Origin of the sequence: Micrococcus sp. Mcc28 (assembly GCF_024519775.1) — a bacterium.
GTDB lineage: Bacteria > Actinomycetota > Actinomycetes > Actinomycetales > Micrococcaceae > Micrococcus > Micrococcus luteus.
This window is the reverse complement of the sequence record NZ_JALJRH010000004.1, coordinates 21,991-42,067: the sequence shown is the minus strand read 5'-3', so window position 1 is coordinate 42,067 and position 20,077 is coordinate 21,991. Positions and strand designations below refer to the sequence as shown.

At 75.2% G+C, this 20,077-nt stretch carries 17 protein-coding genes; all 17 read right to left on the bottom strand.

Features of this window, described 5'->3' with window-relative positions:
• Nucleotides 1-55: 55 nt before the first annotated feature.
• On the bottom strand, nt 56-844 hold the full coding sequence (locus NR073_RS02945) for a YggS family pyridoxal phosphate-dependent enzyme (RefSeq protein ID WP_256748603.1): 789 nt from the start codon (nt 842-844) through the stop codon (nt 56-58).
• The gene (locus NR073_RS02940) at nt 841-1,662 is read right to left on the bottom strand and encodes a polyphenol oxidase family protein (RefSeq protein WP_060974345.1); all 822 of its coding nucleotides are present in this window, start codon (nt 1,660-1,662) and stop codon (nt 841-843) included. Before NR073_RS02940 ends, NR073_RS02945 begins: the two co-directional genes overlap by 4 nt.
• Nucleotides 1,659-2,882, bottom strand: coding sequence for a cell division protein FtsZ (gene ftsZ, locus NR073_RS02935; protein ID WP_049146932.1), 1,224 nt, complete (start codon nt 2,880-2,882; stop codon nt 1,659-1,661). Before ftsZ ends, NR073_RS02940 begins: the two co-directional genes overlap by 4 nt.
• A 317-nt stretch (nt 2,883-3,199) precedes the next feature.
• On the bottom strand, nt 3,200-3,979 hold the full coding sequence (locus NR073_RS02930) for a cell division protein FtsQ/DivIB (protein WP_233437070.1): 780 nt from the start codon (nt 3,977-3,979) through the stop codon (nt 3,200-3,202).
• A complete protein-coding gene (gene murC / locus NR073_RS02925) occupies nt 3,976-5,463 on the bottom strand; it encodes a UDP-N-acetylmuramate--L-alanine ligase (RefSeq protein WP_060974016.1) in 1,488 nt (495 codons plus the stop codon). The genes NR073_RS02930 and murC overlap by 4 nt, the downstream gene beginning before the upstream one ends.
• Nucleotides 5,460-6,590 (bottom strand): undecaprenyldiphospho-muramoylpentapeptide beta-N-acetylglucosaminyltransferase, encoded by a 1,131-nt coding sequence (gene murG / locus NR073_RS02920; RefSeq protein ID WP_041102719.1) that lies wholly within the window; start codon nt 6,588-6,590, stop codon nt 5,460-5,462. The genes murC and murG overlap by 4 nt, the downstream gene beginning before the upstream one ends.
• On the bottom strand, nt 6,587-7,879 hold the full coding sequence (ftsW, locus tag NR073_RS02915) for a putative lipid II flippase FtsW (protein ID WP_044659504.1): 1,293 nt from the start codon (nt 7,877-7,879) through the stop codon (nt 6,587-6,589). The genes murG and ftsW overlap by 4 nt, the downstream gene beginning before the upstream one ends.
• A gap of 44 nt (nt 7,880-7,923) precedes the next feature.
• Nucleotides 7,924-9,519 (bottom strand): UDP-N-acetylmuramoyl-L-alanine--D-glutamate ligase, encoded by a 1,596-nt coding sequence (murD, locus tag NR073_RS02910; RefSeq protein ID WP_060973594.1) that lies wholly within the window; start codon nt 9,517-9,519, stop codon nt 7,924-7,926.
• Nucleotides 9,516-10,643, bottom strand: coding sequence for a phospho-N-acetylmuramoyl-pentapeptide-transferase (gene mraY / locus NR073_RS02905; protein ID WP_060973595.1), 1,128 nt, complete (start codon nt 10,641-10,643; stop codon nt 9,516-9,518). The genes murD and mraY overlap by 4 nt, the downstream gene beginning before the upstream one ends.
• Nucleotides 10,640-12,154 (bottom strand): UDP-N-acetylmuramoyl-tripeptide--D-alanyl-D-alanine ligase, encoded by a 1,515-nt coding sequence (murF, locus tag NR073_RS02900; RefSeq protein ID WP_256748602.1) that lies wholly within the window; start codon nt 12,152-12,154, stop codon nt 10,640-10,642. Before murF ends, mraY begins: the two co-directional genes overlap by 4 nt.
• Complete coding sequence (locus tag NR073_RS02895; protein WP_256748601.1) at nt 12,151-13,908, bottom strand: Mur ligase family protein; 1,758 nt, start codon at nt 13,906-13,908, stop codon at nt 12,151-12,153. Before NR073_RS02895 ends, murF begins: the two co-directional genes overlap by 4 nt.
• A 38-nt stretch (nt 13,909-13,946) precedes the next feature.
• Nucleotides 13,947-15,701: a penicillin-binding protein 2 gene (locus NR073_RS02890; RefSeq protein WP_256748600.1), complete on the bottom strand. Its 1,755-nt coding sequence runs from the start codon at nt 15,699-15,701 to the stop codon at nt 13,947-13,949.
• Nucleotides 15,702-15,769: 68 nt separating this feature from the next.
• The gene (locus NR073_RS02885) at nt 15,770-16,339 is read right to left on the bottom strand and encodes a hypothetical protein (protein WP_223246409.1); all 570 of its coding nucleotides are present in this window, start codon (nt 16,337-16,339) and stop codon (nt 15,770-15,772) included.
• A 20-nt stretch (nt 16,340-16,359) separates the two neighbouring features.
• A complete protein-coding gene (rsmH, locus tag NR073_RS02880) occupies nt 16,360-17,355 on the bottom strand; it encodes a 16S rRNA (cytosine(1402)-N(4))-methyltransferase RsmH (protein ID WP_036334283.1) in 996 nt (331 codons plus the stop codon).
• 142 nt (nt 17,356-17,497) lie between these two features.
• Nucleotides 17,498-17,929: a division/cell wall cluster transcriptional repressor MraZ gene (mraZ, locus tag NR073_RS02875; protein ID WP_145031551.1), complete on the bottom strand. Its 432-nt coding sequence runs from the start codon at nt 17,927-17,929 to the stop codon at nt 17,498-17,500.
• Nucleotides 17,930-18,253: 324 nt separating this feature from the next.
• On the bottom strand, nt 18,254-18,631 hold the full coding sequence (locus tag NR073_RS02870) for a DUF3040 domain-containing protein (protein WP_145031548.1): 378 nt from the start codon (nt 18,629-18,631) through the stop codon (nt 18,254-18,256).
• A 133-nt stretch (nt 18,632-18,764) separates the two neighbouring features.
• Nucleotides 18,765-20,060 carry a DNA polymerase IV gene (dinB, locus tag NR073_RS02865; protein ID WP_101962596.1) on the bottom strand — a complete coding sequence of 432 codons (1,296 nt, stop codon included), beginning with the start codon at nt 20,058-20,060 and terminating at the stop codon, nt 18,765-18,767.
• Between the last annotated feature and the right edge of the window lie 17 nt (nt 20,061-20,077).

Genomic DNA, 20,077 nt, shown 5'->3' with positions numbered 1-20,077 from the left:
TGCGCATGCGTCCGCACGGTCCTGTCGCGTCCCGCCGGGACGCGCGGGGTCAACGTTAGCCCACCGCGTCCCGGGCCCCCAGAACGTCGGAGCCGATGCGCACCTGTGTCGCCCCTGCGCGCACGGCCGCCTCGAGGTCCGCGCTCATCCCCATGGACAGCGCGGTGGCCTCCGGATGCGTCTGCCGCACGCGCCCGCCGAGAGCGGCGAGCCGGCGGAACGCGTCCTCCGGGTCCAGGCCGCGCGGTGCCACGCACATCAGCCCGCCCAGCCGCAGGCCCGGCAGGCCGGCGACGACGGCCGCGAGGGCGGGGACGTCCTCGGGGCGGGCGCCGCCGCGCGGGCCGATCCCCTCGGGACGGTCCTCGTCGGCGCGGTCGTCGACATCCACCTGCACGAGGCACTCCAGGTCGGGGATCGCGGCCTCGGGCTCGCGCTCGCGCCGCAGCACGAGCGCCCGCGAGAGCGCCTCGGCCAGTTCGGGTCGGTCCACCGACTCCACCACGGACGCGTAGCGCACCACGTACTTGGCCTTGTTGGTCTGCAGCTGGCCCACGAAGTGCCAGCGCGGGGCGTCCGCCCCCAGGGCCGCAGCGACGGCCTCGGCCTTGGGCCGGGCCTCCTGGTCGCGGTTCTCCCCCACGTCGGTCACGCCGAGCGCGGTGAGGCGCACGACGTCCTCGGCGGGGTGGGTCTTGGTCACGACGACGAGCGCGGGCTCCGCCTCGCGCCCGGCGTCCCGCGCGGCGTCGGCGATGCGGGAGTGCACCGCGGCGAGCGCGTCGGCGATCTCCCGGGCGCGGGGGTCCGTCGGGGTCGGCCCGGCGGTGGCGGGGGCGGTCATGCGTCTCCTCTCGGGGTGGTGGCGTCGGGGTCGGCGCGCCAGACGAGGCCGGCGAACCGGCCCTCACCGGGCGCCCGACGGTGCGAGAACAGGCGCTCGTCCTCCCGCGTGCACACGTCGATCGTCGCGGCGGCCACCCCGCGGGCACGGAGGACCTCCGCGGCGCCGGCGGGCAGGTCGAGGGCGGGGGTGCCCCAGGACGTGGTGGCGGCGGTCGCCGGGAGGCGGGCGGCGGCGTCGTCGCGCATGGCCGCGGGCACCTCGTAGCAGCGGCCGCACACGCCGGGGCCGATCCAGGCGCGCAGGCCGGGACCGGCCCGGTCGGCCTCCGGACGCAGGGAGAGCAGCCGATCGACGGTCGCCTCCAGGACGCCCTCCAGCAGCCCGCGTCGCCCGGCGTGGGCCACGGCGGTCGCGCCGGTCGTCTCGTCGACGAGGACCACGGGGAGGCAGTCGGCCACCATGACGGCCAGCGGCCGGGACCCGTCGCGGCTCACGGCGGCGTCGGCCACGGGGGCCGGGGCACCGCCGCGCCCGGGCCCGTCCGCCCACACGACGTCGGCCGAGTGCACCTGGTCCAGATAGAGCGTGGCGCCCTCGGGGACCCCCATCACGCGCTCCAGGGCGCGACGGGCGGCGCTGACGCGAGCGAGCCCCTCGGCCTCGTCCGGCGGGACCACGTGCAGCGCGAGGTTGCCGGCGGCCACGGAGGTCCAGGCGACGTGCACGGCGCCCGTCGCGGTGCGGACGGTCTCGCGGTGCACGAAGGGGCCGGCGGGGACCCGTGTGGTCCCGGCCGGCCCCTCCGCGGCCGTCACTTGAGGAAGTCCGGGACGTCCAGGTCCGAGGACCCGGCGCCGAGGTCCGGCTCCACCACGGTGGGCAGGTCCTGCTGGCGGCGCGGCTGCTGCTCCTGCGGGGCCAGCGGCACGGTGCCGCGCACGGCGGGGCGCTCGGCCTGCTGCGGCGGGGCCGGGGCGGCCGGCTGCGGCTGGGCGGGGACGGGCTGCGGCTGCGCGGGGGCCGCGGCCCGCTGCGGGGCCGCCTGCTGCTGCTGCGCGGCCTGCGGGGCGGCCGGGGCGGAGGTGACGTCCACCTTGTCGAAGCCCGCGGCGATCACGGTCACGCGCACCTCGTCGCCGAGGGCGTCGTCGATGACCGCGCCGAAGATGATGTTGGCCTCCGGGTGGGCGACCTCCTGGACCAGTCGCGCGGCCTCGTTGATCTCGAAGAGGCCGAGGTCGGAGCCGCCCTGGATGGAGAGCAGCACGCCGTACGCGCCGTCGATGGAGGCCTCGAGCAGCGGCGAGGCGATCGCCAGCTCGGCCGCCTTGACGGCGCGGTCCTCGCCCTGCGCGTGGCCGATGCCCATGAGCGCGGAGCCCGCGCCCTGCATCACGGACTTCACGTCCGCGAAGTCGAGGTTGATCAGGCCCGGGGTGGTGATCAGGTCGGTGATGCCCTGGACGCCGGAGAGGAGCACCTGGTCCGCCTGACGGAAGGCGTCCATGACCGAGACGTTGCGGTCCGAGATGGACAGCAGGCGGTCGTTCGGGATCACGATGAGGGTGTCGACCTCGTCCCGCAGGGCGTCGATGCCCGCCTCGGCGGAGCCGGCGCGACGGCGGCCCTCGAACGTGAACGGACGGGTCACGACGCCGATGGTCAGGGCGCCGAGCGAGCGCGCGATGCGGGCCACGACGGGCGCTCCGCCGGTGCCGGTGCCGCCGCCCTCGCCCGCGGTCACGAACACCATGTCCGCGCCCCGCAGGACCTCCTCGATCTCCTCCGCGTGGTCCTCGGCGGCCTGGCGGCCGACCTCGGGGTTCGCGCCCGCGCCGAGTCCACGGGTGAGCTCGCGGCCCACGTCCAGCTTCACGTCCGCGTCCGACATCAGCAGCGCCTGGGCGTCCGTGTTGATGGCGATGAACTCCACGCCGCGGAGCCCCACCTCGATCATGCGGTTCACGGCGTTCACGCCGCCGCCGCCGATGCCGACGACCTTGATGACGGCCAGGTAGTTCTGGGGTGCAGCCACGGTGTTGGTTCCCTTTGTTCGAGATCTCGAGAGGTCAGCGCGAGGCACATCGCCCCGGTGATCGGCGGCCACCCGGGGTGGACACCTTCAAGCACAGCGTGAAGCGAGCCTCGCGCGCGTTCGGGTCCACCGTACTGGGAGGCCCGCGTCACGTGCAAAAGAAAACGGCGTGTCCACGCGGAAAAGACGGCCTCAACATCAACTTTCACGTGAGACTCGAAGGACCAGCAGCCGCGGTGAGGACCCCCCGACTCGCACGAGGTCCCGCGCCCCGACCTTCACCTTCACGTTCTACTGGAGACTCCTGTGGCCCCGGTTCAGCGCGTGATCGGCCGCGTGGGCACGGAGACGTCGATCTCGGCGACGCCGCCCGCCGCGGATCCGTGCCGCTCGTCCGCCAGGAACGCCTCGGCCACGGACCCCTTGAGACCGGCGTCCTGCGCGTCGCCCCAGACCAGGGTCACCCCGCCCTCGAGCGCCAGACGGACCTGGCCCGGGCCCCGAGAGTCCGCGGTCTCGACACGATCGGCCACGGACTCCGGCAGCGCGGCCAGCACCTCGGCCACCTCGGCGCGCTCCTCCTGCGCCCGGTGCGCCAGCTCCTCCGAGAACGCGGGGAGGTCCTCCCCCTCGAGCCGCTCCTCCGGCACTCCCGTCAGGACGGTGCCGTCCGCGAGCAGCAGCTGCACGCCGTCGTCGCCGTCCCGCCGGGCCCGCGCCTCGTGCTCCCGGACCACGACCTCCAGGCCGGTGGGCAGGCGGGGCACGGTCTGGACCTCGGCCACCCCGGGCAGACCGCCGACCAGCTCGCGCACGCGGCCGGCGCCGACGCGGGACAGCGGCACGCCGTACACGGGCTCCAGGCGCTCCTGGACGTCGGTGGCGGAGACGTGGCGGGTGCCGGTGACCTCGACGCGGTCCACCGCGAGCACGGGCGAGAAGAACACGACCGAGCCCAGGGCGCCCAGCACCGCGAGCACCGCGGCCGCCACACCCCAGCGGGTGGCGCGGCGCCGGCGCGCGGTGCGGCCCGGGAACTGGACGACGGTGGAGGCGTCGGTTCCGGCCGGCGGCGGCGTCCCGCGGCCGCGCCTCACGGGTGGGCGACGCCGGGCGCCGCGTCCCGGCCGAGCTCGGCCAGCAGGTCCGGACCCAGGGCGGTGACGTCCCCCGCGCCCATCGTCAGGACGACGTCGCCGGCCGTGGCGCCCGCCGCGAGCGAGCGCACCGCCTCGGCGCGGTCCTCGGCGACGACACGGTCCTCGGCGGCACCCGTGGTGAGGCGGGAGGCGATGAGGGACGAGTCGACGCCGGGCATCGGCTCCTCCCGGGCCGCGTACACGGGCAGCACGCGCACCACGTCCGCCCCGGAGAGGGCGGCGGCGAACTCGGCGGCGAAGTCCCGGGTGCGGGAGAACAGGTGGGGCTGGAACAGGACGTGCACGCGGGCGTCACCGGCCACGGCACGGCCGGCGGAGACCGCGGCGGCCACCTCCGTGGGATGGTGCGCGTAGTCGTCGAAGACCCGCACGCCGCGCGCGGCGCCACGGAACTCGAATCGGCGGGCCGTGCCCCGGAAGGCCTCGACGCCCCGCACGGCGGCCTCGAAGGCCATGCCCGCCCGGACGGCGGCCAGGACCACGGCGGCGGCGTTCAGCGCGTTGTGCCGGCCGGGCACCTGCAGGTGCAGGGTGCGCTCCGGCCCGTCCGCCATCCGGAACGTGGCGCGCTGGCCCACTCCGGTCTCGCCCGGCTCCACCGCGAGGTCGGTGACCAGCAGGTCCGGCACCACGCCGTCGCGGGGCGCCGTGCCGTAGGTCACGACGTCGGCGGCCGCGTTGTCACGGGCCCACGCGGCGAGCTCCGCCGCGCCGGCGTCGTCGAGGCAGGCCACGAGGACCCCGCCCTGGGCGGCGGCTGGCAGCCCGCCCGCGAAGTCCCGGAAGACCTGGTGCACCGCCTCCTCGGTCCCGTAGTGGTCCAGGTGGTCGGCCTCCACGGTCGTGACGATCCCGATCGTGCTCGGGTAGTTCACCAGGGTGCCGTCGGACTCGTCGGCCTCCGCGATGAACCACTCGCCCCGGCCCGCCCGGGCGTTGGTGCCGAGCCCGGCGACGGCGGCGCCGACGGCGAACGTGGGGTCCCAGCCGGCGTCGGAGAAGGCCATGGCGGCCATGGAGGACGTGGTGGTCTTCCCGTGCGTGCCGGCGACGGCCAGCACCCGGTGGCCGCGCATGGCCAGGGCGAGGCCCTCGGAACGGTGCAGCACGCGCAGTCCGCGTGCCACGGCGGCGTCGTGCTCCGGGTTGCCCGGCCCGGCGATCGAGGAGGCGATCACCGTGGTGACGTCCCGGCCGAGGTGCGCGGCGTCGTAGCCGACCGTGATCCGGGCGCCGCCCGCGGCGAGCTCGCGCATTACGGGCAGGTCCTTCGCGTCGGAGCCGGACACCGCGACGCCCTGCTCCTGGAGGATGCGGGCGACCCCCGACACGCCCACGCCGCCGATCCCCAGCAGGTGCACGCGGCCCAGGTCGGCGAAGCGGCCCTCGGCCGCGGGACGGGTGCTCTCGTCGCGGCTCATCGCCGGGCTCCTTCCTGGGCGGCCGAGCGCACGAGGCCGGCCATGGTGACGTCCGCGTCCCGGACGCCGAAGCGGGCGGCCGCCTCCCCCATGCGCGCCAGACGCTCGGGGTCGGTCGCCAGCGGGATCAGCTGACGCTGCACCCACGCGCGCCCGAAGGCGTCGTCGCGGACGAGCAGCGCACCCTCCGCCTCCACCACGGGGCGGGCGTTGAGCGCCTGCTCGCCGTTGCCGATGGGCAGGGGGACGTAGACGGCGGGCAGGCCGACCGCGGACACCTCGCAGACCGTGCCGGCGCCCGAGCGGGCGACGATCAGGTCGGCGGCGGCGTAGGCCTGCTCCATGCCCGCCAGGTACTCCCGCTGGACGTAGCCGTCCCGGACCAGGAGGCTGCCGTCGTCCTCGGTGAGGGCCTTGTCCCGCCCGGTCAGGTGGAAGACCTGCAGACCGGCGTCGAGGAGGTCGCCCAGCGCGGCGCGCACGGTGCGGTTCACGGCCAGCGCACCCGAGCTGCCGCCGGTCACCACGACGGTGGTCCGGTCCGGGTCGAGGCCGAGGGCCTCACGGGCGGCACGGCCGGCGGCCGCCCGGTCCAGGCCGGAGATCTCGGGGCGCATCGGCATGCCCACCCAGCGGGCGCCGCGGAGGCGGGTGTCCGGCAGGGCGGTGCCGACGTGCGTGGCCCGCAGGGCGCCGATGCGGTTGGCCAGGCCGGGGCGGGCGTTGGCCTCGTGGACCACCACGGGCACACCGGCCCGGAACGCGGCGAGGTACACGGGGGTGGCGACGTAGCCGCCCACGCCCACGACGACGTCGGCGCGCCGGTCCCGCAGGATCCGGGCCGCCGTGGCGACCGCGGCGCGCATGCGGGCCGGGAAGCGGACGACGTCCATCGACGGGCGGCGCGGCATCGGGACCCGGTCGATCAGGTCGAGCTCGTAGCCCGCCTCGGGGACGAGACGCGTCTCCATGCCGGAGGCGGTGCCGACCATGGTGCACTCGACGGGGCCGCCGCCGTCATCCTCCAGGGCGCGGGCGATCGCGAGCATCGGGGAGATGTGGCCGGCGGTGCCGCCGCCGGCCAGCACCACCCGCAGGGGTCCGGAGGGATGAGAGGTCTGCGTCATCGGGGCTCCTGGAGGACGGGGGTGGGGATCACGGGGAGGGGGTCGGTGTCCGGCTCCTCCGCCTGCGGGCGGGCGTCCGGCTGCGCGGCACGGCGACGCTCGTGGCGGGCGAAGGCCAGCACGATGCCGACCGCGCTCAAGGACAGGGTGAGCGCGGAACCACCATAGGAGATGAAGGGCAGCGGGACGCCCACCACGGGGATGATCCCGGAGACCATCGCGATGTTGACGGACGCCTGGCCCACCAGCCAGGCCAGGATCCCCCACGTGGACAGGCGGATGAACGTGGACGTGGTCCCGGCGGCGACGCGGTAGATGCCGATCGCCAGGCCGAGGTAGGCCAGCAGCACCACCAGCGTGCCCACGAGCCCGAGCTCCTCGCCGAGGATGGTGAAGATGAAGTCGTTCTCGGCCTCCGGGATGTAGCTCCACTTCTGGCGGGACTGGCCGAGGCCCGCGCCCCACCAGCCGCCCGAGGCCAGGGCGTACATCCCGTGCGCCGGCTGGAAGCAGGGGTCGGTGGCGTCGGAGCAGTCCCCCAGCCAGGCCTGCACCCGGACCATGCGGTGCGGGGCGAGGAGGGTCAGGGCCAGGATGCTCAGCACGCTCAGCGCCAGGAAGGTGAGGAAGACCCCCCAGTGGGTGCCGGCCACGTACAGCACCGTGGCCAGCACGAGCGCGAGGATGATCGCGGTCCCGAGGTCGCTGCCCGCCATCACCAGGACCAGCAGCAACAGGCCGCCGGGCAGCACCGGGATCAGCGCGTGCCGCACCTGGGTGACAAGGCGGTGCTTGCGCTCCAGGACCGCCGCCGCCCACAGGGCCAGGGCGAGCTTGGCGGCCTCGGAGGGCTGCATCCGGAACCCGCCGATGCCGAGCCAGTTGCGATTGCCGCCCACGGTGACCCCGAGCGGGGAAAACGCGACCAGCGCGAGCAGGATCACGGCCACGCCGAACGCCGGCCAGGCGAGCGCCTTGAAGACGCGCACCGGCAGGCGCGAGAACACGAGCAGGGCCGCCACGCCCGCCACCGCCCAGGCGGTCTGGCGCAGGAACAGAGCGTACGAGCCGCCGCCGGTGCCGATCGCCTCGACGGAGGACGAGGAGAGCACCATCACGAGGCCCAGCACCGTGAGCAGGGCGGTGCAGCCGCTGATGAGCAGGACCGACAGGTCGAGGGCGCGGCGACCCTCGAGGACCCGCCACATCCGGCGCAGGAGCCGCTCCCGGTGCTCGGGGGCGTCGTCGTCCGCGCCGGAGCGCACCGGGCGGAGCTCGATCGGGGACATGGCCCTCCTCACGGGGGAAGCGAGACGGTCGGGTGGGCGGCGGGTCAGTCGGCGTCGGGCGCGGCGTCGTCGTGCACGTCCCAGCCGTGCTCGCGCATCAGCCCGGCGACGGCCTCGATGAACGCCTCGCCGCGGGCCGCGTAGGAGCGGAACTGGTCCATCGACGCCGCGGCGGGCGCCATGAGCACGGTGTCGCCGGGGCGGGCCAGGCCGTCGGCCACGCGCACCGCCTCGGCCATCACGGCCGCACCGTCGGCGGGGCCGGTGCCGTCGGCCGCGGTGAGGGGGGCGTGGACGGGGACCTCGGGGGCGTGCGCGGCCAGGGCCGCGCGCAGGGCCGAGGTGTCCCTGCCCAGGAGCACCACCGCGCGGAGCCGGTCGGCGTGCGCGGCCACCAGCTCGTGATAGGTCACGCCCTTGGGCAGGCCGCCGGCCAGCCACACCACGGAGCTGAACGCCGCCAGCGACGCGTCCGCGGCGTGCGGGTTCGTCGCCTTGGAGTCGTTGACCCACATGACGTCGCGGGAGGTGGCCACGAGCTGGATGCGGTGCTCGCCGCGGTCGTAGGCGCGCAGGCCCTCGGCCACGGCCGCGGGGCTCACCCCGACGGCCCGGGTCAGCGCCGCCGCGGCGGCCGCGTTGGCCATGGTGTGGCGCGGCGCCACCGGGCCCAGGTCGGCGCGCTCGGCCAGGGCGATCGCCTCGTGACGCCGGTTGTCCAGGAACGCACGGTCCACGAGGATCCCGTCCACGACGCCGATGTCGGACAGGCCCGGGGTGTCCGTGGTGAAGCCGATCGCGCGGCAGCCCTCCTGGACGTCCGCGCGTTCCACGAGGGTGCGGGTCAGCGGGTCCTGCTCGTTGAACACGCAGGCCACCCGCGTGTTCGCATACACCTTGCCCTTGGCGGCGGCGTACTCGTCCATCGAGCCGTGCCAGTCCACGTGGTCCTCGGCCAGGTTCAGCACCGCCGATGACGCCGGCGCCAGTCCGTGCGTCCAGTGCAGCTGGAAGCTGGAGAGCTCGAGGGCGAGCACGTCGAAGCCCTCCGGGTCGCGGATCGCGTCGAGCACGGGGGTGCCGACGTTGCCGCAGGCCACCGCCCGACGGCCGTCCGCCCGCAGGATGGCCTCGACCATCGTCACGGTGGTCGTCTTGCCGTTCGTGCCCGTCAGGCACACCCAGTCGGCGGTCTTCCGGCCGGCGCGCTCGCGCAGCCGCCAGGCCAGCTCGACGTCGGACCAGATCGGCAGGCCCGCCGCGTGGGCGGCCATCAGCAGCGGCTGGTCCGGACGCCAGCCCGGGGAGGTCACGACGAGGTCCGCGGCGGCGCCGTCGACCTCGGGCAGCGCCTGCGTGGCCGCCCGGTCGAGCAGGACCTCGCGGACCCCCACGATCCGCAGGGTCTCGGCGCGCGCCCGGTTCTCGGGGCCGTCGTCGCCGTCCACCACCACGACGGCGGCGCCCAGCTCGGCCAGGGTGTCGGCCACGGAGAAGCCGGTGACGCCCAGGCCCGTGACGACGACGCGCAGGCCGGCCCACCCCGGGGCGTCCCAGGACGTGAGGTCGGCGGTGCGGGCGGTGTCGGCGCGGGGCCGGCGCACCGGTGCGGGCGCGGCGTCGGACGCGGGGCCGGTCACGGGGTCACCCCCGCGAGGCCGCCCTGGCGGATGAGCCAGTCGCCGTAGAAGATCGCGAGCCCCACGGTGACGCACATCAGGGACAGCAGCCAGAAGCGGACCACGACGGTCACCTCGGCCCAGCCCTTGAGCTCGAAGTGGTGCTGCAGCGGCGCCATGAGGAACACGCGCTTGCCGCCGGAGACCTTGAACCAGCCCACCTGGATGATGACGGAGAGGGTGATCGCGACCATGAGGCCGGCCAGCACGGCCACCAGGATCTCGGTGCGCGTGAAGATCGCGAAGCCGGCCAGGGCGCCGCCCAGGCCCAGGGAGCCGGTGTCCCCCATGAAGATCTTGGCCGGGGAGGTGTTCCACCAGAGGAAGCCCAGCAGGCTGCCCGTGAGGATCGCCGCGAGCAGGGCGAGGTCCATGGGGTCGCGGACCTCGTAGCAGCCGCGTGTGCCCTCGAGCGCGCACGACTGGCTCGCCTGGAAGAGCGACATCAGGACGTAGGCGCCCGTGATCATGGCGGTGGCGCCCGTGGCGAGCCCGTCGAGGCCGTCCGTGAGGTTCACGGCGTTCGTGGTGGCGGTGGTGATGAGGTTCGACCAGATCACGAACAGGATGACGCCGATCGCGGGTCCGGCGAAGGCCAGGTCGAGCCACGGGACGTCCCGGGCGAAGGAGATCGCCGTCGAGGCGGGGGTCAGGCCCCGCTCGTCCGGGAAGTTCAGGGCGAGGACGGCGAAGGCGGTGCCGATCAGGGCCTGGAGGATGATCTTGCCGCGCGGCGTCAGGCCGAGCGAGCGCTGCTTCGTGATCTTCGTGAAGTCGTCCACGAACCCGACGAAGGCCATGCCCACGGTGAGCAGCAACAGGATGAGGCCGGAGGCCGTGGGCCCGCCGAAGTCGACGCCGAGCACCGCGAGCAGCCCGTGGGTGATCAGATACGCCAGCACGAGGGACCCGATGATGACCGCGCCGCCCATCGTGGGCGTGCCGCGCTTGGTCTTGTGGGTGGTCGGGCCGTCGTCGCGGACGAACTGGCCGTATCCGCGCTTGACGAGGAACCGGATGAACAGCGGGGTGCCGGCGGCCGAGAGGACCAGGCCGAGCACGCCGCCGATGAGCAGTCCGATCACGGTCGGGACTCCTTCGGGGAGGCGGAGGGGGCGGCGACGGCGTCGGCCGTGGCGAGGCGCTCGCCGAGGGCCGCGAGCCCGACGCCGTTGGAGGACTTGACGAGGACGAGGTCGCCGGGGCGCAGGTGCTCGGCGAGGAACGCCTCGGCCTGCGCGGCGTCGTCGACGAAGTGCGCCTCCTCGCCCCAGCTGCCCTCGTTGAGGGCGCCGATGTAGAGCGGCCGGGCCCCGGCGCCCACCACCAGCAGCTGGGCGATGTTCAGGCGCACCACGGACTCGCCCACGAGGGTGTGCTCACGGACGCGGGCATCGCCGAGTTCGAGCATCTCCCCCAGGACGGCCCAGGTGCGGCGGCCGCTGGAGCGGCCGAGGGTGGCCAGCGTCCGCAGCGCGGCGCGCATGGACTCGGGGTTGGCGTTGTACGCGTCGTTGATGATCGTGACGCCGTCCGCGCGGTCGGTGCGCTCCATCCGGAAGCGGCTGGCGGGCCCGAGCCCGTCGAGACCACGGGCGATCTCGGCCGGGTCCATGCCGGCGGCGTGGGCGGCCGCCGCGGCGGCCAGCACGTTGTGCACGTGGTGCAGGCCGGTCAGTCCGGAGGCGACCGGATGCCGCACGGCGGCCCCATCCGTCCCGACCTGCAGGTCGAAGACGGGGCGCTCCTGGTCGTCGGCGCGCACGTCCCGTGCGGCGACGAGGCCTGACGCGCGGCCGGCGGACACGTCCTCGGCCGCGCGGGCGACGCCCCGCTCGTCCGCGGTGAACCAGGTGATCGGGGCGGCGGTCCGCGCCGCCATGCCGGCGACACGCTCGTCGTCGAGGTTGAGGACGGCGACGCCCTCGGGGCCGAGGGCCTCCACGAGCTCGCCCTTGGTGCGCGCGATGTTCGCCACGCCGCCGAAGCTGCCCGCATGGGCGGTGCCCACCATGAGCACGACGCCGATGTCCGGGCGCACGATGTCGCAGAGGTACGCGATGTTGCCGACGTGGTCCGCGCCCATCTCGACCACGAGGAAGCGCGTGTCCGGCTCCGCCCGGAACACCGTGAGCGGCACGCCGACCTCGCCGTTGTACGAGCCGACCGGTGCGACGGTGGGGCCCTGGGTGGCCAGCAGGGCGGCGAGCAGGTCCTTCGTGGTGGTCTTGCCGGCCGAGCCGGTGATGCCGATGACGGTGGTCGGGGAGTGCTCCCGGACGCGGCGCACGACCTCCCGGGCGAGCGCGCCCATCGCGAGCACGGCGTCCTCCACGATGATCGCCGGGTGCGCGGCGCCGTCGGGGGCGTGCGTGGCGCGCTCGGCGAGCACGGCGGCGGCGCCGGCGCCCAGCGCGGCGTCGATGAAGTCGTGGCCGTCGGCGCGCTCCCCCGGCTTCGCCACGTAGAGCGTGCCCTCGGCGGTGACCTCCCGCGAGTCGGGGGTGACGTGCACCAGCACGGCGGCGGGGTCGAGGGTGGCCGAGAGCGTGCCGGACACGGCCTCGGCGATCTGGGCTGCGGTGAGAGCGATCATGACTCGATGACCTTACCCTCGCGGGCGGGGCCGGAGCCCGAGGCGGAGGCCGCCGCGACACGGGCGGCCAGGGCCTCGCGGAGGGCCACCCGATCGTCCAGCGGGACGAGCTCGCCGTCGTAGTCCATCGTGGTCTCGTGTCCGCGGCCGGCCAGGAGGATGCCGTCCTGCGGCCCCGCCAGCTCCACGGCGCGGCGGATGGCCGCGGCACGGTCGGCCACCTCCTCGATCACGACCGTGCGGCGCTCCTCCCGCGCGATGCGGTCGGCCTCGGCGCGGGCGCCGGCGAGGATGTGGGCACGGATCGGGGCCGGGTCCTCCGTGTGGGGGGTGTCGTCGGTGACGATCACCACATCCGCCGCCCGGGCCGCGATCGCGCCCATCACGGGCCGCTTGTCACGGTCACGGTCACCGGCGGAGCCGAACACGATCAGGGTGCGCCCGCGCGTCCCGGCCGCCGCCCGGGCGTCGGCGAGGGAGCGCAGCGCCTGGACCATGCCGTCCGGGTTGTGCGCGAAGTCGACGACGGCGTCCGGCTCGCGGCCCACGACCTCCATCCGTCCCGGGACGGCGGCGGCCAGCGGGCCCTCGCCCGCGGGCACGTCCAGGACGGCGGCGAGCGCGTCCAGGTGCTCCTCCCCCACGGCGTGCAGCACGAGCAGGACCGCGAGGGCCGCGTTGGCCACGTTGAAGCGGCCCGGCAGACCGACGGAGGCCCGCAGCTCCCGGCCCGTGGCCGCGTGGCGCAGCGTGAAGCGGTGGCCGAGGCCGTCCGGCGCGAGCTCGGCGACCTCCCAGTCCGCCCGGAGGCCGGGGTCGTGCTCGGCCAGGGCGCCCGGCGTCGGCGCGGCCGGCCCGAGGGCGAGCGTGGTGACGGGAGCGCCGGCGGCCCGGGCCATGGCGACGCCCCAGCGGGGCCCCTCGCCGCCGTCGAGCGTGATGACGGCGTGGTCGGTGCGGGCGGGGTCGAACAGACCGGCCTTGGCCGCGAAGTACTCCTGCATCGAGCCGTGCATGTCCAGGTGGTCCTGGGTCAGGTTGGTGAACCCGGCCACCGCGTAGCGCAGGCCGGCGATCCGCTGGTACGCCACGGCGTGGGAGGAGACCTCCATGACGGCGGTGTCCACCTCCTCCTCGCGCATGAGCGCCATGAGGGCGTGCAGCTGGGTGGCCTCGGGCGTGGTGAGCGTGGAGGGGACCTCCCGCTCCCCCGCGCGGATCAGGATCGTGCCCACGATGCCCGACCGGCGCCCCAGGGCCTCGAGCAGGGCGGCGGCGAGGAAGCTCGTGGTGGTCTTGCCGTTGGTGCCGGTCACGCCGACCAGGCGCGGGCGGGCGTCGCGCCCGCCGCCGTAGACGCGGGCCGCCACGGTGCCGGCGGCGGTGCGCACGGCGTCGACCTCGAGCACCGGGGCGTCGACCAGGCCCTGCCCCGCCAGGAGCGCGCGGCCCGCCGCGTCCGTCAGGACGCCGACGGCGCCGGCCTCCAGCGCCGTGGCCGCGAACGCGGCACCGTGGGCGTGCGCCCCCGGAACGGCGACGTAGAGGTCGCCCGGGCGCACGACACGCGAGTCGAGGCTGACCCCCGTGACGCCGTCGGCCGGGGCCGCGCCGTGGACATGGGCCGCGATCCCCGCCTCGGCCAGCGCCTGCGCGAGGACGGGCCAGGGCGTGGCGGGGGTGTCGGAGGGCCGGAAGGCGGCGTCCTGCTGGGCCGGGGTCAGCGGAGCAGGGGGGTCGCTCGGGGTGGTCATGGGGGTGCTCCTGGGGTGCTCGGGGCTGGAGGCGTGGGTCACCACGGCCGGTCCTGCGGATCGTCCACGAAGACGCGGTAGTCGTTCGGCTCGGCTCCGGTGGCGGGCACGTCCGCCTGGCGGAGCATGTACTCCATGATCGTGGCGGCCGCGATGGACACGTCCCGGGAGCCCTGCTTCGACGGCGGCCGATGCATGGACACGGACACCACGAAGCGGGGGTCGTCGAGCGGGGCGACGGCGGTGAAGCCGAAGTTGTAGCCGTCGTACTTGCCGGTGTCGCTCGCGGCCTCGGCGGTGGAGGACTTGCCGCCCACGCGATACCCGGGGATCGCGGCCGCCTTGCTGGTGCCCTGCGTCACGACGGTCTCCATCATGCGGAGCATCTGCGCCGCCGTCTCCTCGGAGACCACGCGGTGGGGCTCGGCGGACGACTCCCAGCGCTTCTCCGCGCCGTCGCCGTCCACCGTGGCGTCGATCAGCCGGGCCGGGATCAGCATGCCGCCGTTGGCGAGGGCCTGGTACATCTGGGCGGTGTGCAGGGTGGTCTGGGTGTAGCCCTGGCCGAAGGCCGTGGTCAGGCGCTGGCGGCCGTCCCACTGTTCGGGCGGGACGAGGACGCTGCCCGCCTGCTGCGGCAGGCCGAGGTCGATGGGCTGGCCGACCCCGAAGGAGCGCATGTACTCGTAGCGCTGCTCGTCCGTGATCTTCTCGGCGATCTGCACCGTGCCCGTGTTGTAGGAGCGCGCGTAGATGCCCGCGGCGGTCATGTCGAACGTCGGGTGCGGGGAGAAGTCCCGGATGGTCTGCCCGTCGAAGTCCTGGCTGCTGGGGACGGTGAAGCCGTCCGTGGCGGTGACCTTCCCGGCGTCGACGGCGGCCGCGATCGGCAGTGCCTTGCCGGTGGAGCCCGGCTCGTACGGCGTGCTCATCACGGTGGAGGTGCGGAAGTTCCCCTCGGTGGCGTCGGGGTCGGCGGGGTCCACCGTGGTGGAGTCCGCCATGACGATCACGTCGCCCGTCTTCACGTCCATCACGACGGCGTTCGCCCACTCCGCGTCGTACTCGGCGGCGAGGGCGCCGAGGGTCTCCTGCGCGAACCACTGGGCGTCCTTGTCCACGGTCAGGCGCAGGTCGGCGCCGTCCACGGCCGGAACCTCCTCGAGCGGGGCGTTGGGGATGCGGATGCCGTCCGCGCCCACCTCGAACGTGCGGGTGCCCGGGGTGCCGGTCATGACGTCGTCCTGGCTGAGCTCGAGGCCTTCGAGGGCGGTGCCGTCACCGCCCATGAAGCCGATGATGCTGCCGGCGACCGACCCGTTCGGGTAGGTGCGGCGGTCCACCGCCTCGGAGAGCAGGCCCGGCACGTTGAGCGCCATGGCCTTGTCCCGGACCTCCGGGGTCACGGAGCGACGCACCACGGCGTACGGGCGGGAGCCGATGGTGGCCTCGCGCACCTCCTCCTCCGTCATGCCGAGCACCGCGGCCAGGCTGGCCAGGCGGGAGTCCACGTCCACGAGCACGGTCTCCCGGGCCTCGCGGTCCCATTCGTTGAAGTCCTTGACGAGGCGCTGGTCCACGACGATGTCGTATCGGCGCACGCTGGCGGCCAGCACGTCGCCGTCACGGTCCAGGATGGACCCGCGTTGCGGCAGGGTCTCCTGGTGGGTCAGGCGCTGATCCATGGCCGCCGCGGCCTGCCCCGTGGGGTCGATGCCCTGCACGTAGACGAGCCGCAGCGCGAGCCCGCCGAGCAGGACGAAGACGAGCAGCAGCAGGATGCGGGTGCGCACGGCAGGGTGCCCGGGAGCGGGCCCGACCGTCGATCCGCCGCGGGGAAGGTGCGAGGCGGGACGGTCGATCAACGGTCGGCGGCGTCCTGGTCGGCGGCGGCGGAGGCGTCCGCGCCGCTGAAGGTGCGCGGTCCCTCGATCTCGTCCTGGCCGTCGTCGGACGCCCCCTGGCGGACCGCGTCCGCGTCCGCCGGCGGCGCGACGTAGGTGGCGGAGATGTCGCCGTCCTGGGCCGCCTGGGCCTCGCCGCCGAACTGGCCCGTGCCCGCGTCCACGGAGGCGGTGCCGGCGGGGGCGACCATCCCGAGGGCGTCGGCGCGCGCGGCCAGGTTCTGCGGCGCCTCGAGGTGGCCCACCTGCTCGGCCAGCCGCTCATTGGTCTCGGTGACGGCCTGCTGCTCCTGGCGCAGGTCCAGGAGGGCGTACTGCCGGTTGGACATGGTGATGTTCATGACGAGGACCGCCGCGAGCGCGGCGAGCACCACGAGGACGCACAGCACGGTCACGCCGGAGCGGGATCGGGGCAGCGGGGCGGGCACCACCGAGAGCGGCGTGCGCTCCTGCGGAGCCGGCCGCGCGGGGGCGACGGGGGTCGACCCGGGGCGCAGCGACTCTGCGATCCGTGCGTGTGCGGCCATGCTCATCTCCTCGTGCAGCGTCATGCCGTGGTCCTGGACGTCCTGATCTTCTCAACCGCACGCACTTTCGCGGAGGAGGCGCGACGGTTCTCTGAGATTTCTTCTTCGGTGGGCTTCTCGGTGCCGCGGGTGAGCACCCGCACCACGGGTTCGTGCTCCTCCAGCACCACCGGGAACCCCGGGGGCGCCGTGGACGTGGCCCACGCGCTCAGGTGCCGCTTCGTGATCCGGTCCTCGAGGGAGTGGTAGCTCATCACCACGAGGCGGCCGCCCACGTGGAGGGCGTCGAGGATGGCGGGCACGGCGGCGTCGAGGATGTCGAGCTCCTCGTTCACGGCGATGCGCAGCGCCTGGAAGGTGCGCTTGGCCGGGTGCCCGCCGGTGGCCCCCGCGGCGACGGGGACGGCCGAGCGGATCACCTCGACGAGGCGGCCGGTGGTCTCGATGGGGGCCTCGTCGCGGGCTCGGACGATGGCCCGTGCGATGGGGCCGGCGAAGCGCTCCTCGCCGTCGCGACGGATGATGCGGCGCAGCTCCTGCTCGTCCAGCTCCGCCACGAGCGTCGCGGCGGAGCGCTCGGCGGTGTCGTCCATGCGCATGTCCAGCGGAGCGTCGTAGGAGTAGGCGAAGCCGCGTTCCCGGTCGTCCAGCTGATAGGAGGACACGCCGAGGTCGTAGAGCGCGGCGTCGACCTTCGTGACGCCCGCGGCGGCCATGGCCTCGGGCACCCGGTCGTAGGTGCCGTGGAAGGGGATCAGACGGTCGGCGAGGGGGCCGAGGCGCTCGGCGGCCATGGCCTGGGCGTGGACGTCGCGGTCGATGCCGATGACGCGCAGGTGGGGGAACCGGGTCAGCAGGGCCTCGGTGTGCCCGCCCATGCCCAGCGTGCCGTCGACGGCGACGGGCGTGCGGCCGGCCTCGAGCGCGGCCTGGACGGCGGGGGCGAGGAGGTCGACGACGCGGTCCCGCATCACGGGCAGGTGGCGGTCCTCGGGGCGCGGCTGGCCTGCGTCCACTCTCGACCTCCTGCTCACATCGCGGTCCTGGCGGACCTCGGGCGGGATCCCCATCCGTCCGCCGCCGCGCCTGGCCCAGGGGAAGACGGGTCAGGTGCGGCGGCGTCGGCTGGAGGTCTCGCTCGAGGTCGGGTGGTCACGGTCAGAAGACGCCGGGCAGGACGTCCTCGTCGGTCTCGGAGAAGGCGGCTTCCTGCTCGGCGAGGTAGGTGTTCCAGGACTCCGAGTCCCAGATCTCCACTCGCGTCCCCGCGCCGATCACGGTCACGTCCCGGTCCAGCCCCGCGTACTGCCGCAGCGGCGCCGGCACGGTCACCCGACCCTGCTTGTCCGGGACCTCGTCCGACGCCCCCGAGAGGAAGACGCGGATGTAGTCACGGGCCTGGCGGGAGGACAGTGGAGCCGACCTCATCTGCTCGTGGACCCGCTCGAACTCACGAGCGGCGAACACGTAGATGCAGCGCTCCTGACCCCGGGTCAGGACCAGCCCCTCCGCCAGCTCCTCGCGGAACTTGGCGGGGAGGATCAGCCGGGACTTCTCGTCGAGCCGGGGGGTGTACGTGCCCAAGAACACGGCACACCCCCTGACTCGTCGAGCGGTCCCTCCCGACCAAGGTCGGGACCCATGCTCTCTCCTTCCCTCCACATTACCCCACTTCCCTCCACCATCAACCCAGGAACGCGGGTCCCGGCGCCACGGGCGTGTCGAGGCCCCCCGCGTCCGGCGCACCATCCCGCGGGTCCCGGGGCCGGCGTCGCCGTGGAGGGAAGCGGAGGACCGGTGGGCCCCCGGTGGAGGGCCGCGGCGACGACGGGGCCTCGGGCAGCGGAAAGGCCCCGATCCGGAGCGGATCGGGGCCTGGAGTGGAGGAGGGTGGGGGCCCGGCGGGCCAGGCGCTCAGTCGCCTCGGGCGCGCCGCTCGTCCCAGCGCCGCTCGAGGCGGCCCATGAAGTCGCCACCCCCCTGCCGCCGCGGTGCGCCCGACCGTCGGGCCACCGGCCCGGAGGCGACGGCGCGCGGCCGCGTGGTCAGCAGGAAGATGCCTGCCCCGATGACGACGACGCCGAGCACGCCCAGGAGGATCGCGTGGTTGGCGACCCCGAGGACCACGACGAGCAGCCCGACCACTGCGAGGACGGCCCCGGCCACCACGCGGCCCACGGGCAGCCGATGCCGCCCCGTGTCCGCCATCTGGGTGGCCAGCCGGGGGTCCTCGGTGCGCAGCTGCTGCTCCAGCTGGTCCAGCATCCGCTGCTCATGCTCTGAGAGGGGCATGGCGACTCCTTCGAACGCGGCCTCCGACACCTCCGGGACCGGGAGGGGACGCCCGCGCGTCCGACTTGCCCTCCAGGATAGGACCTGCCGCCCCACCCCAGCCAGGTGGCGACGTCGCCGGCCCCGGAACCCCTCACTCCCGGTCCGGGCCTCCGGGGCCCGGCCGCGGCGCGTCCCGGCGGGCGTCGGCGCGGGCCTCGCGGCGACCCAGCAGCGACGCCGGCCGCACGGCCGCCGTCGGGAAGCGCCGGGCGACGGCGTCCAGGGCGGCCTCGGCACCGGCCCAGTCGCCCGCCTCCGACGCCTCGCCCTCCGTCCCCCAGGCGGGACCGCCGAAGAGCGCCTCCTGGGCCGGGGGCTGATCGGCCTCGTCCCCGAGGCGCTCGGCGCGCACGCCCACGAGCCGGACCGGATGCGGCCGTTCGGCGTGCAGCTCGCGGACGAGCCGCCGCGCCGGGCCGAGGAGGTCGTGGCCCGTGGCGGTCGGCCGGGCGAGGCGGGCGGTGCGGCTGCGGACCGACCCGTCCGGCGCCTTGAGGCGGACTGTGACCGCGCCGGCGGTGACCTGCTCCGCACGCAGCCGGGCCGCGACCCGGTGGCACAGGCGCAGGACCTCCGGGTCGACGCCCGCGACGTCGACGGGGTCGACGTCGAAGGTGTGGTCCGCCCCGATGCTGCGGGCCGCCGGGCGCGGGGCGACGGGGCGCGGGTCGATGCCCCGGGCGAGCGACGCCCACTCCCGGCCGGCGGCCCCGAACGACGCCTCCAGCCGCGCGGGGTCCACCCGGGCGAGGTCACCGATGGTCGCCACCCCCCGCCGGGCGAGCCGCTCGGCCGCCTTGGGGCCCACGCCCCACAGCCGGCCCACGGGCAGCGGATGGAGGAAGTCCAGGGTGCGCTGCGGCGGCACGATCAGCAGGCCGTCGGGCTTGGCCGCGGTGGACGCCGTCTTGGCCACGAACTTCACGGCCGAGCCGCCCACGGTGCACGGCAGCCCCAGCGCGGAGCGGACGCGCTCCCGGATCAGGTGGCCGATGTGCTCGGGCGGGCCGAGCCGGCGGCGGGCGCCGGCGACGTCGAGGAACGCCTCGTCCACGCTGAGCTGCTCCATCACGGGGGTCACGTCCGCGAGCACGGCCATCACCTCGGCGGAGACGGCCCGGTAGAGCTGCTGGCGCGGCGGGATGACCACGAGGGGCGGGCACAGGGCGCGGGCGTGCGCCAGGGGCATCGCCGAGCGGACCCCGTAGGCCCGCGCCGCGTACGAGGCGGAGAGCACCACGGACCGGCCGCTCGGGGCGGCGACGGCGGCGGGACGCCCCTCGAGGTCGGGCCGTTCGCGCAGCTCGACGGACAGGAAGAACGCGTCCATGTCCACGTGGAGGATCGTCGCCTCATCGCGGGGTGCAGCGGGCGCGGTCTCGGACATGGACCGAGCCTATCGGG